10 protein-coding genes are annotated in these 11,943 nt (G+C 69.0%); 6 read left to right on the forward strand and 4 right to left on the reverse strand.

What is annotated here, in order from left to right; all coding sequences use genetic code 11:
* The first annotated feature begins 144 nt into the window (after nucleotides 1-144).
* From AB0M65_RS00365 to AB0M65_RS00390, 6 genes are all read left to right on the forward strand, one after another.
* Complete coding sequence (locus AB0M65_RS00365) at nucleotides 145-1,362, forward strand: hypothetical protein (RefSeq protein ID WP_364019039.1); 1,218 nt, start codon at nucleotides 145-147, stop codon at nucleotides 1,360-1,362.
* Between the two features lie 143 nt (nucleotides 1,363-1,505).
* Nucleotides 1,506-2,861, forward strand: coding sequence for a flagellar basal body-associated protein FliL (locus tag AB0M65_RS00370; RefSeq protein ID WP_364019042.1), 1,356 nt, complete (start codon nucleotides 1,506-1,508; stop codon nucleotides 2,859-2,861).
* A gap of 6 nt (nucleotides 2,862-2,867) precedes the next feature.
* Nucleotides 2,868-4,211: a methyltransferase gene (locus AB0M65_RS00375; protein ID WP_364019044.1), complete on the forward strand. Its 1,344-nt coding sequence runs from the start codon at nucleotides 2,868-2,870 to the stop codon at nucleotides 4,209-4,211.
* Complete coding sequence (locus AB0M65_RS00380) at nucleotides 4,208-6,127, forward strand: glycosyltransferase family 4 protein (RefSeq protein ID WP_364019047.1); 1,920 nt, start codon at nucleotides 4,208-4,210, stop codon at nucleotides 6,125-6,127. Before AB0M65_RS00375 ends, AB0M65_RS00380 begins: the two co-directional genes overlap by 4 nt.
* Nucleotides 6,120-6,674, forward strand: coding sequence for a hypothetical protein (locus AB0M65_RS00385; protein WP_364019050.1), 555 nt, complete (start codon nucleotides 6,120-6,122; stop codon nucleotides 6,672-6,674). Before AB0M65_RS00380 ends, AB0M65_RS00385 begins: the two co-directional genes overlap by 8 nt.
* Nucleotides 6,671-8,440: a glycosyltransferase family A protein gene (locus tag AB0M65_RS00390; protein WP_364019053.1), complete on the forward strand. Its 1,770-nt coding sequence runs from the start codon at nucleotides 6,671-6,673 to the stop codon at nucleotides 8,438-8,440. Before AB0M65_RS00385 ends, AB0M65_RS00390 begins: the two co-directional genes overlap by 4 nt.
* Before the next feature lie 192 nt (nucleotides 8,441-8,632).
* On the opposite strand, the gene AB0M65_RS00395 is transcribed toward AB0M65_RS00390, so the two are convergent.
* From AB0M65_RS00395 to AB0M65_RS00410, 4 genes are all read right to left on the reverse strand, one after another.
* On the reverse strand, nucleotides 8,633-9,391 hold the full coding sequence (locus AB0M65_RS00395; protein ID WP_364019056.1) for a Crp/Fnr family transcriptional regulator: 759 nt from the start codon (nucleotides 9,389-9,391) through the stop codon (nucleotides 8,633-8,635).
* The gene (locus tag AB0M65_RS00400) at nucleotides 9,391-9,591 is read right to left on the reverse strand and encodes a hypothetical protein (protein ID WP_364019059.1); all 201 of its coding nucleotides are present in this window, start codon (nucleotides 9,589-9,591) and stop codon (nucleotides 9,391-9,393) included. The genes AB0M65_RS00395 and AB0M65_RS00400 overlap by 1 nt, the downstream gene beginning before the upstream one ends.
* A 559-nt stretch (nucleotides 9,592-10,150) precedes the next feature.
* Nucleotides 10,151-10,819, reverse strand: coding sequence for a response regulator transcription factor (locus AB0M65_RS00405; protein WP_364019062.1), 669 nt, complete (start codon nucleotides 10,817-10,819; stop codon nucleotides 10,151-10,153).
* Nucleotides 10,816-11,940, reverse strand: coding sequence for a sensor histidine kinase (locus tag AB0M65_RS00410; RefSeq protein WP_364019065.1), 1,125 nt, complete (start codon nucleotides 11,938-11,940; stop codon nucleotides 10,816-10,818). The genes AB0M65_RS00405 and AB0M65_RS00410 overlap by 4 nt, the downstream gene beginning before the upstream one ends.
* Nucleotides 11,941-11,943 lie beyond the last annotated feature (3 nt).

Genomic DNA, 11,943 nt, shown 5'->3' on the forward strand with positions numbered 1-11,943 from the left:
CGCAAGGAAGGGGGCCTTCCCGTACTGAGCCGAATCCGTGCTGGACCGGGTCGCGAGTGGACGCAAGAATGTGGAAAGACCACATCAACCACCCATAAGGGTGCATGCAACACTGGCTGCTCACACCCGGCGGCAGGGGGCTACATGAGCTGGCAGGACGAGCTTCGGCAGCTGGACGTCGAGCTGGCCGCGGGTCGCATCGGGCATGCCGAACACCGCCGGAAACGCGACGAACTCCTGGCGGAGGCCTCCGGCGGGACGATGCCGTCACCGGTCCCCTCACCGCTGCGGCGCCCCGGTGGGGAGTGGCACAGCACGAATCCCGCCGCACAGCCGATCGAATTGCCGACGGCCACGGTCTCGCGGCCGCAGCAATACCGGCAGCCGCAGCAATACCGGCAGCCGCCGCCTGCCTACTCGCCACCGCCTGCCTACTCGCCGCCTCCCCCGCCGGAACAACGCACTCAGCCGCTGAACACCGAGCATCCCCGGCCGCGCGAAAAGAAGAGCTCGGTCCCGCATATCGCGGACCACAAGACCACCGCGCCCTCACCCGCGGACATCAACCCGACGGTCTACCTGCGCGCCGAGCCGCCGGTCAAGAACAAGCCGTCGACACGTCAGCTGAACCGGCCACTCCCGCCGCTGACCCCCGAGCCCGGTCCGCGCCACACCGCGCCCCCCGAGGATTACGCGGACTACGCGGTGGTCGGCAAGCGCAAGCCGACCGGGTTGTTCATCGGCGCCGGGGTGCTGGTCGTGCTGGCGCTGATCATCGGCGGGACGCTGTGGCTCGGCTCGTCGTCTTCCTCGAACGTCGCCGAGCAGCCGAGTGTGGCCCAGCCGCCGGACGGCCTTTCCGGGCTCGCTCCGTCAGGCCTGCCCGACAGTGCCCAGACGCCGTTGGAAGACCGCCTGCCCGCGTTGCCGGGAACACCGTCGAAGGACAACTCGACGATGTCGGTCGCGAAGGGTGTCGAGCTCAACCTTTTCTCGAAGGCGGCGGGTGACTACCTCACTTCGAAGAACGTCGCCTCGATCACCTACAAGGGTTCGAACGAAGGTACGAACGGTTACCTCGTCCTGGTGATCCCGGCGAACGACGTCAAGGACGCCGCCGCCATCGCCAAGTACTTCCGCGAGAACTCGATCAACGCCGGACTGCGCGAGCAGCGCATCGGCAACCGGCTCGCCCTCGTCGGCGCGAACAGGAACGGCCAGCTCAGCGGGTTCGGTTACGTGTCAGGGACGATGGCCGTCACGACCTGGGTCTCGCAGCCGCTCGGCGGCGACGCGCAGGCACTCGACACCCGTCTGGAGCAGACGCTGACCTCGTTGGACACCGTTCTGCCGCCGGGCTGAGAAGCGCGGGTCGCGAGGAGATCACGATTCGACCCGCGAGGGCGAGCCGTGGCCGGGCAGTGCAGAATGTGCGAGGTCACCGCAGTGGTGGTATCGCGACGGCGGGGAGCGTGCCTCCCGCCTGAAATCGGATAAGGGGGCCGGTGGTGTCCTGGCAGGAAGAGCTGCGCAATCTGGACGAGGAGCTCGCATCGGGACGCCTCTCCGCGGACGATTACCGGCTCCGGCGTGACCAGGTGCTGTCGTCAGCGGTCGCGTACGGCGACCCCTCCCAGCAGCCGGTCCAGCAGCCCGGCCACCAGCCGCAGCCGCCTTTCCAGCAGCCGCCTTTCCAGCAGCAGCCCGCGCCGCCTCAGCAGCCGCAGGCCCCGCAGCAGCCCCAGCAGGGCGGCAACAGCGCCGACTCGACGCAGATCATCGCGCCGGTGAACCAGCCGCAGGCCCAGGGCGGCGAGGGTGAACGCACCCAGGTCGTGCCGAACTGGCAGCAGCAGCAAGCCGACCCGAACCGCACCCAGGTCGTGCAGCCGCTGGCGTCGCCGCCGGGTGGTTTCCAGCAGCAGGGCCACGCGTCCCCGGCAGGCGGTTTCCCCCAGCAGGGCCAGGCCTCGCCCGCGGGTGGCTTCCCGCAGCAGCCCCAGCAACAGCAGGGCTACCAGCAGCCGCCCCAGCAGCAGGGCTGGACCGACACCGACGCCAGCCCGCCTTGGGGTGGTTCGGACTTCCCGCCGATCTCGCCGGTCGGCAGCACGGAATGGGTCAAGCAGGGCCCGGAGCTGTTCGAGGACAAGCCCAAGGGCAAGGGCGGCAAGATCGCGATCATCGCGATCGTCGCCGTGCTGGTGCTCGCCGGTCTCGGCGTCGGCGGCTACTTCGCCTTCAAGGGCGACGGTGGCGAACCGTCGGATCCGACGGCCGCGCCCCAGCCGACCCAGTCCCAGAACGTGCCCCCGACGTCGTCGGCCAAGCCGAAGACGCCCGAAGAGCTGCTGTTCGAGAAGATCCCGGAGCAGTCCGGCGACGAAGAAGCGAAGAGCGGCGTGGTCCCCGCGGCCGAACTCGCCTCGATCACCGGGATGGACAAGGGCGAGGCCGACCTGGTCATCGCCGCCGGCGTGAAGCAGGTCGCGTACCGCGGCTCACGGAAGCAGCCGGACGAGACCGGCCCGCAGCCGGCGAAGATCTCGGTCACGGTCATCCCGCTGACCAGCCCCGGTGCCGCCGGTGACCTGGTCAAGCAGCTTCGCCAGTACCAGACGACCAACAAGTTCGTGCAGATCACCGAGCCGCTGCCGGGTATGCCGCCGAAGCTGAACTTCCAGAAGAAGATCGACGGCGACAAGGGCAGCTACCGCGGCACCTGGATCAGCGGCAACAACATCATCCGGGTGGACATCCTGCAGAACCCGCTCGGTGGGGAAGAGGGCGAGAAGGCGTTGAGCGGCACGTACCAGCGTGCGGTGAAGAAGACGCTGGAAAACTACGCCGTCACCAGCTGAGTCTCGATGACCGCCGAGAAGGCACGGCTCCTCACGACACTGCTCTCCCTTGCCGAGGACACCGATTCGCTGTCCGACGAGCTGCATTTCGCCGGCTGGGACGCGACCGAGCGCACCCCGCTCGACCACGGCGCCGCGAACGTCCTGCGGGCGCTCGCGCTGCCGAAGGCGGCGCGAGTACTGGAGATCGGCGCCGGGTTCGGCGGGCTGACGCGGTACTTGGGTGAGGTCGCGGAGACGGTGCACGCCATCGAGGCCGATCCGGTGCGGGCCGCCGCGGTCCGGTTCCGGACTCGTGACCTCGGCACCGTCTCGGTCCACGACCGGTTGCCCGCCGAGGGTTACGACCTCGTCGTCGTCCAGCAGCCCTACGCCACGCGAAACGTCCTGGAGTCGGTTCGCGAACGGCTCTCGCCGACAGGGGCCGTCGTACTGCTGACGGCGTCGCGAGGTGTGGTCAGGACGCTCACGGCGGCGGGTCTCGAAGTCCAGCGCGAACTACGCTGCGCACCCGGCCATGAGGTCGCCCGTGCGGTGCTCAGTACGCAGATCGACGTCGAGCTCCCCCGGCTGTCCGCCGCGATCTCCGGTGGCCCCGCGAACGGTCTCGCCCTGCTGTGCGGACCGGGTGCCGCCGCCCTCTGGCCCGCGTACCGGCTCGCGACTTATTTCAACACCGCCGAGCGCGCCACGTTCGCCTGCACGCGTGCGGACGTCGTGCGCACCGGGGAGGGCGCCGAGGTCCGCCGGACGCCGCTTCGCTCTTCGCCGCCGATCGCCGGGATCTCGGTCGGGCCGTGCACGGACAAGGTTTACGACGCGCCGACGATGGTCGAAGTCCTGCTCGACGAGCCGGAGCGGGTGGCGGAACTGCTCACCGGCTGGCGGGATCTCCTTCGCGCGGAGGCCGCGCGCGGGGTCGAGGCGCTGTGGGATCTGGTGCCGCACAACGTGCTCGTCGACGGCGCGACGCTGCGGCCGATCGATCTCGAGTGGCGGAACGCGAACGCGGATGTCGACGCCGTTCTCGAACGCGGAATCCTTGTGCTGGCGGACAAACTCGCCGACGCGGACTGGTCCGCGGCGGCCGAGGGCGGCTCGATGCGTGATCTGGCGGGCTGGCTCGGCGTACTGGCAGGCCTTCATCCCTCCTTTGTGGACAGTGCGGTGGCACGCGAGGTCGCCTTCTCGACGATCGGCTCGTGCGGCACCGCGCACGGCACGGACGAGGTCCTCGCGTCCATTGCCGAAATCTGGCGAACGCGCCTGGCACGGACAGTCCACGGGTACCGTTCACCCAAGGCCGGCGCCGGTGTGGCGGCGAACGAAGACGAGGTAGCGAAGCGATGACGAGCCTGCATACCGCCGGCATCCTGACCCCAAGCCGGCCGGTCGGGCACCTGTTCGAGCTCCGGGGCTGGACGACCGGGATCAGCCGGAGCGACGAGATGTCCGTGACGATCGCGGACGTCGAGGCGAACCTGTTCCCCGAGCCGTGCCCGGGCGCTCCCGAAGGCACCTTCGGCTGGCGTGCCGTCCCCGCCACCTGGGTTCCCGCGGGCACGCAGGACGTCGTCGTCGCCGGACCGGACGAACGGGTCCTGAACCAGGCGACCGTCCACGTCGGCACGCTCCCTGGCGAAGAACCGCTTTGGCTTGGCGAGCTCGAAGCACCGAAGCAGGGCAAGGTCACCGAAGGGCACGTCGTCTACGTAACGGGTTGGGCGATGCTTCAGGGCCGCGCCCCCAGCCTGATCGAGGTCATGGTCGAGGGCGGCGGCACGGTCAGCGCACGCACCCGCCTGCCGCGCAAGGACGTGCCGAAGGAGTTCCCCGGTTTCGACGACGCCGCTGTCAGCGGTTTCGAGGCGTGGGTGCCTGTCGACCTGCCCTACGGCGAAGAGCGGACGTTGTCGCTTCGCGTCCGGTACCGCACTGAAGGCGTCGGCGAGGTCGTGTCGCCGAAGCGCACCTTCACCCTTCGCAACCCCGTCGCGGACCCGGACGACGCCGAACTCTCCGCCGAACTGGCAGGCGACACCGCCCGCGCGATGGCGCGCGTGAACATTCCGACCGATCCGAAGCATCTGCTGGTGTTCACGCACAGCCTCGGCGTCGGCGGCGGGCAGCTGTGGCTGCAGGAACTGCTGAGCCGGCTGGTCACCGACCACGGCTGGCAGGTCAGCCTGGTCAGCGAGACCGACGGCCCGCTGCGCGCGGACTGCCACGAACTCGGCATCCCCGTGCACGTCACGACGCACTACCGGAACCAGACGGTCCCGGCTTACGAAGGGCACGTCGCCGAGCTGGCACGCTTCGCGAAGTGCTCCGGAGCGGGCGTCGCGCTCGTCAACACACTCGGCGGTTTCGTCGGCGCGGACGCGGCGAAGCGAGCCGGGATGCCGACGGCGTGGGTGATCCACGAGAGCTTCTCGCTGCCCGCGTTCGCCTACCAGAACTGGGGCCCGGTGAAGCCGCCGGCCGCGGTCTGGAAAAGCTGGGAAAGCGCGCTCGCCGAGACCGACAGGCTGCTGTTCGTCGCGGACGCGACGCGCGAGATGTTCCTGCCGTACAGCAAGCCGGAGCGCTGCCGGACCGTCCGCTACGGCACGCCGATGCACAAATTCGGCGGCCGCACGCGATCGGAGACCCGGCGGCAGGCGCGGAACATGCTCGGCTACTCGCCGGACGACGTCGTGCTGGTCAACATCGGGATCGCGGAATCCCGCAAGGGGCAGGCGCCGCTGATCTCGGCGATGGAGCGGATCCACCAGGTCCATCCCGAGGCGAAGCTGTCCGTCGTCGGGCTGCACCCGTCGCCGTACGGGCTGGCGATGGAGGAATCGGTCGAGCGTGCCGGGCTGGAGGAGTCGGTCAGCCTGGTGCCGATCCAGCCGGATCCGCTGCGCTGGCTGCAGGCCGCGGACATCTTCGTGAACAGTTCCGACATCGAATCGCTGCCGCGTTCGATCCTCGAAGCCGTGTGCTGCGGCGTCCCCGTCGCGGCGACCGACGTGTTCGGCGCGCGGGAGATGATCGTCGACGGCGAGACGGGCTGGCTGTTCGAGACCAACGACGTCGACGCGCTGACGGCGACGTTGCTGCGGGCGATCGGCACGCCTGCCACGCGTCGCCGCGAAATGGCGAAGGCCGCGCACGAAAAGCTGCTGCCGTGGCTCGACCCGGCCGGGTACGCACGCGAATACTCCGAAATCCTGACCGAACTGGCCCTGCACGGGCACCAGAGTGGGGACGTTCATGGCTGACGACAACGACGACAACGCTGTGCTTCCCGGCCGTGTCCAGGCCGAACTGACCCGGCTGCGGGCCGAGCGACAGGTGTTCACCGCCGAACAGGACCGGCTCAAGGCCAAGCTCGCCGACACCGAGCACGAACTGCGTGAGGCCACCGCCGTCGCGCCGGACGAAGGCGAGTCGGCCGCAGTGAATCAGCAGCTCGCTTCGCAGCAGGAAGAGCTGGATGTCGCGAAGGCGCGTCTGCGGGCCCTGGAGGCCGAAGTCCTCCTCGCCCACCAGCAGCGGGACTCGCTGCGCGCCGAGCTGAAGACCTGCCGCGAGGAGCGGGACAAGCTGCGGCTCGCGCTGCTCGACGCCGAACTCGTCGTCTCGGCAGGCGTCGTCGACGCGGATATCCTGCCCGGTGGCGAGCCGTCGGCGGACCGTCAGCGGCTGCTCAACGCCGAACGCCTCGCCGCCGAGATGGCCCGCGAACTCGACGCCACCCGCCGCACCGTCAGCTGGCGGGTCACCGCGCCGCTACGGGTCGTGCGCAAGAAGATGGACCGGCCGTGACCGAACTCTGCTTCGTCTCCGCCGACGGTGGTTCCGCCTTCATGGAGGAACTCCTGGAGGTGGTCGCCGACGCCGTGCGCACGGCGGGCGGCAAGGCGAGGACCGCGACCGGCAAGTATCCCGAGGCCGGTTCGGACACGGTGTTCGTCGTCGTCCCCCACGAGTATTTCGTGACCGCGCCGGACGCCGACTTCCCGACCCCCGAGCAGTGCCGCCGGACCATCGGGTTCTGCGTGGAGCATCCAGGGACGTCGACCTTCGAACGCAACGCCGAACTGCTCTCCATCCTGGGCGGCGCCGTCGACATCAACACCGATTCGACCGCCGAACTGCGGCGGCGCGGGATCGCCGTCGAGCATTTCCAGCTCGGCTACAGCCCGCTGTGGGACCTGTGGGGCGGCGACCTCGACAGCCCGCGCGACCTCGATGTCACCTACCTCGGCACCGCCGAGCGGCGGCGTTCGGTGCTGCTCGGTTCGTACGCGCGGGATCTCGCCGGGCTGCGGACGCGGCTGCTGACCCCGCCGCACGAACCGATGACCACCGCACGGGTCGATTTCCTGCCGGGCAAGGCGAAATTCGAGCACCTCGCGCGGTCGCGATTCCTGCTGAACCTGCACCGCGAACAGAAGCAGACCCTGGAATGGGTCCGCACGCTGGAAGCGATGACCAACGGCTGTGTGGTGATCAGCGAGACCTCGGCCGACGTCGACCCGCTGGTCCCCGGCGAGCATCTGGTGCTGGCGCGGCCGGAGGCGCTGGGTGCCGTCGCGGCCGCGCTGGCCGACGAGCCCGAACGCGAGCGGCACCTGCGTTCGGCCGCCTACGGTTTCGTGAAGTCGCTGGACATGACGGCGTCCGCGCGTCGGCTGATCGACCTGGCCGCGTCGCTGGGTTCCGCGCCCGCCGCGGATATCGCCCCCGCGCGGGCACTCGCGACCAGCCTGCGGAACCCGGACGACGCGCTGGCCGTCGACACCCCGTCGTTCGACGCGCGGTTCGCGGGTGACCGATCCGCCGGTGGACCTGCTTCGGCACGCGGGACGGCGTTGTCGGCGCGGATCGCGCAGCGCGCGGCCGGTGCCCGACGGGTGGCTTCGCGGCGCTGGGAACCCGCGGCCGCTTCGCCTGCCGGATCGGCCGATGTCGACGTGCTGATCGTGCGGCGGACCGGCGAGGTCGACCCGGACGATCTGGCGAACGACCTGCTCACCGGCACCGTGCTGCCGCGGCGGGTGCTCGTCGGCGAGGATGGCGTGCATCCGTGGCCGCGTCCGCGTGCGTACGACGTCCTGCTGCACGACACCCCGCTCGGCCGCGGGCTCACCCGGAACGCGCTGCTGGAACGCTCGACGGCGTCCTGGCTGCTGGTGCTCGACGGCGGGATGCGCGCGTCGGAGTTCCTGCTGGAGCGGCTGCTCGCTTCCTCGGAAGGTGCCGACGTCGTGCACTGCCCGGTCGCGGATCCGGTGGACGGCCTGGTCGGCGCGTTGCCGCCGGAGGAACGGCGGCTGCGGAAGCTGCCGTACCTCGGCAGCGGCTATCTGGTGCGGCGGTCACTGGTCGACGAATTCGGCGGGTGGAACTCCGAGGTGCTGTTCGAGGGCCTGGAAGACCACCTGTTCTGGCGGCGGGTGGCTTCGGCCGGGCGGCCGACGGCGCTGGTGCAGCAGGTGCTGCTGCGGCGGCTGCGGCCGGATCCCGACTCGCGGCCGATGGACCTCGATCCGCATCGGGTGTGGGCGGCGGTCGGCAGCGCCCTGTAGCTCCCTCAGCTCGCTAAGAACTGGGGGTAGGCGCGAGCTTCGTCCGTTCGAGTGAGTTAGGCCGTGTCGGTGAACGTCCTCCCCCAGTGATGCGCCCTATAAGCAGAGCATCGGAGTCTTCGGATGCCGGATGAGGAGGAGCCACCATGGCCTGGGAAATCGCCCTGGTCGCCGCGCTGGCCGTCGTATTCGTCATACGGCTCGCGGTTGCGCTGAAGCGCGGCTGAGCATTTTCGGCCTGACCGGCTCGGCCCGCCGCGATCGGGCCCCGCGAGCCGCGGGAACCTCGGGGAAAAGCGGAGGGCCGTCTTCCCTCAGCTGTTTCTTGAGGTGAATCGTCTTGTATCCCGTCGTCAGATAGCCCTCGTTCTTCAGTTTCACCATCTCGGAATGCACTGACGCGGGTGACGCCCCGATCGCGGACGCGATATCCGCGTGGTTCAGGCCGACGTCGATGACGACGCGGTCCTCTACTGGCACTCCGTAGACCACCTGCAACCGGGTCAGGAACGCGGTCAACCTGCTCCGGATTTTGGCCGGGGCGAAGCCCAGCGCGACGTCCCGGAGCCGCAGCCGGAAGGCCAGTGCTTCGGCGGCGACGCCCATCACCTGTTTGTTGTCGTGGAGAAAGGCGCGAAAGGCCTTCTGCGGGATTTCGAGGACCCGGACCGGTTTCGTGGCGACATACGCGAGGTGGCTCGTCCATCCGATCAGGCAGTCCTCCAGTCCGAGGACGTCACCGGCGCCGAGCAGGTCGACGATCATGGGCGGAGTGTCACCCTGCGCCGTACGCAGTGCTTTCACGAAGCCCGACTGCACGATGAGCACCGGCGGAGCCGGATCCGCCTGGTTCGCCAGGTTCGCGCCTGCCGTGTGGTCGACATGTTTGCCGAGTTCGGTCAGCCGCCGCCGCTGCCGCTCGGTGAGTGTCTCCAGGAAGGTCCGGGCCATCAGCTCACCACCGCCGCGAACGCGTAGAGGATGGCGGGAAGGCCTGCCACCAAGGCCGCCACCGAGCCGATGATCCTGGCGGGCTGGGCGACCTTCCCGTCGAGCAGGAGCCGGGTCAGGATCGCGGCGAAGACGATGTAGGCGAGAACGACGACGCCCGCGGTGATCACCAGCAGGGGATCAGGTGTATTCGACGCCAATAGTGACTCCCAGTGAGAAGAAAAGCGATCTTGAAGTTTTTCAAGTCCTTGCCCGGCCGGGTGAGAATCACGTCCAGTAGGTGACGTCACCGCACGGCCTTACTGGCGAAGACTAGTGCTCAGCGGCATTGCAAGAAAGCAACGCAAGGGCGAACGCACCCGTACAGGGAGCCCTCGATCGACCACTTCACAACGGAAAGTGACAGTACTTTCGGGCAACCCGGCAGAGGAATGTCACGGATCGTGCACGAAGACGCCGCCAGTTTCCGCGAATCACGGCTGAAACCACCGGGAAATCAGGATTAGCAGTACGTACATATGGTTTGTCTTTGTCCAACGGAAATCATCGGCCGTTTTGCCGGGCCCAAAGTTTCCCCTGGTCGAAGTGAACGCAAGCCGGACGTGACGCTGCACGTGCAAATGCACAGCCTTCCGGAGGCTGATCGGATCAGTGTCTGACTGTCGGCACTTCAACGGAGGGTCAACGATTCGCCACCCTCGATCACGCCCCGTGATTCACGACAAACTTTGGCAATCTCAGCTTTTTGGGGGAATCCGCTCAGCCCCGCCGGGGGCTGACCAGGCCTGACTCGTAAGCCAGCACCACCAGCTGCGCGCGGTCCCGCGCCCCGATCTTCGTCATGATGCGGCTGACGTGGGTGCGCGCGGTGGCCGTGGAGATCACCAGATGCGCGGCGATCTCGTCGTTCGACATGCCGCCGGCGACCAGGCCGAGTACCTCGCGTTCGCGGTCGGTGATCTGGCGGACGGCGCTCACGTCGATGCGGCGATTCTCCGGCCTTTCGACGAACTCCGCGATCAGCCGCCTGGTCACCGTCGGCGCCAGCAGCGCCTCGCCCGCGGCGACCACCTTCAACGCCCGCAGCAGTTCCACGGGTTCGGTGTCCTTCAGCAGAAACCCACTCGCGCCCGCGCGCAAAGCCTCGTAAACGTACTCGTCGACGTCGAAAGTGGTCAGGACCAGGACCTTTACCCCGGCCAGCTCGGGGTTCGCGGTGATCCGGCGGGTCGCTTCGAGCCCGTCGACGCCGGGCATGCGGATGTCCATCACCACGATGTCCGGTTTGTGCTCGGCGGCGGCCGCGACGGCTTGCTCGCCGTCACCGGCCTCGCCGCAGACTTCGAAACCGTCCTCGGTCTCCAACAGCACCCGGAAACCCGCGCGCACCAGCGCCTGGTCGTCGGCGAGGACCACCCGGATCGTCATAGCTCCCCCTCGATCGGCAACTCCACGCGCACCTGGAAACCGCCGTCCACCACGGCCGTGCCGAACGTGCCACCCAGTACGGCCGCCCGTTCGGACATCCCACGCAAGCCGTGCCCTGGCGCGGTTTCGACGGCACCACGGCCATCGTCGCGGACGAGCAGGATCAGCGCACCGGTTTTGCGCTCGAACCGCACGTCGACGCCGCGTGCCTGGTTCGCGTGGCGGACCACGTTCGTCAGCGATTCCTGCAGGATCCGGTACGCGGCGCCGTCGACGGGCGCGGGCAACTCGCCCGGTTCACCGTCCACGCGGACCTCCAGTCCGGCGGCACGTGCGTGCTCGAACAGCTCACCTGCCTGGGCGAGGCTCGGCGCGGGAGCCTTGTCCTCACCGGACCGCAGCACGGCGAGTGTCGCGCGAAGGTCCTTCAGCGCCGAAGCGCTCGCTTCCTTGATATTGAGCAACGCCTCTTTCGCCTGCTCCGGCCGCCGGTCGGCGACATGCGCGGCAACCCCGGCCTGGACGTTGATCATCGCGAGGCTGTGCGCGACGACGTCGTGCACCTCGCGGGCGATGGTGAGCCGCTCCTGCTCGGCCAGCCGATGCCGGTGCTCGTCGGCCTGCTCGCGCCGGGCCCGCGCGGCGGCGAGCCCGTTGCGCACCGCCGTCCCGATCCCGACGACCGCGATCACCCAGACGACACCGAGCCCGGCCCGGAGATCGAAGGTGCCGAATCCGTGCCGGACGAACAACGCGACGCCGGCGGCCGCGAGAAGCGATCCGCCGGTGATCCCGGCGGCCAGCGGCCCGCGGCTCTTCGTGAGCACGAACAACGCGATCGTCGGCAGCACGATCGCCGGGCCACCGGGGTTCCCCGACGCGTAGTAGCCCAGCGTCAGCGCGGAAGTGAGCAGGAAGATCGGCATCGGGAACCGGTGAACCACCAGCAACGGCAGCGCGATGGCGATCAGCCACAACGCACCGAACGTGGTCAGCGCCTGCGCACCCGGCTGCCATCGGGCCGCGCTGCTCGTGGCACCGAGGACGAAACCCAGCGGCAGCACCACCCGCAGTACGCGACCTGCCCAGTGGCTCCACGGAGACCTGTCTTTCAGCGACACACG

It is taken from the genome of Amycolatopsis sp. NPDC051071 (assembly GCF_040682875.1).
Classification (GTDB): Bacteria; Actinomycetota; Actinomycetes; order Mycobacteriales; family Pseudonocardiaceae; genus Amycolatopsis.

What these genes read in the sequence shown, in the direction of transcription:
- AB0M65_RS00365 (WP_364019039.1), top strand. Translation starts at nt 145, where the DNA reads ATGAGCTGGCAGGACGAGCTTCGGCAGCTGGACGTCGAGCTGGCCGCG.
- AB0M65_RS00375 (WP_364019044.1), top strand. Translation starts at nt 2,868, where the DNA reads ATGACCGCCGAGAAGGCACGGCTCCTCACGACACTGCTCTCCCTTGCC.
- AB0M65_RS00380 (WP_364019047.1), top strand. Translation starts at nt 4,208, where the DNA reads ATGACGAGCCTGCATACCGCCGGCATCCTGACCCCAAGCCGGCCGGTC.
- AB0M65_RS00385 (WP_364019050.1), top strand. Translation starts at nt 6,120, where the DNA reads ATGGCTGACGACAACGACGACAACGCTGTGCTTCCCGGCCGTGTCCAG.
- AB0M65_RS00395 (WP_364019056.1), bottom strand. Translation starts at nt 9,391, where the DNA reads ATGGCCCGGACCTTCCTGGAGACACTCACCGAGCGGCAGCGGCGGCGG.
- AB0M65_RS00405 (WP_364019062.1), bottom strand. Translation starts at nt 10,819, where the DNA reads ATGACGATCCGGGTGGTCCTCGCCGACGACCAGGCGCTGGTGCGCGCG.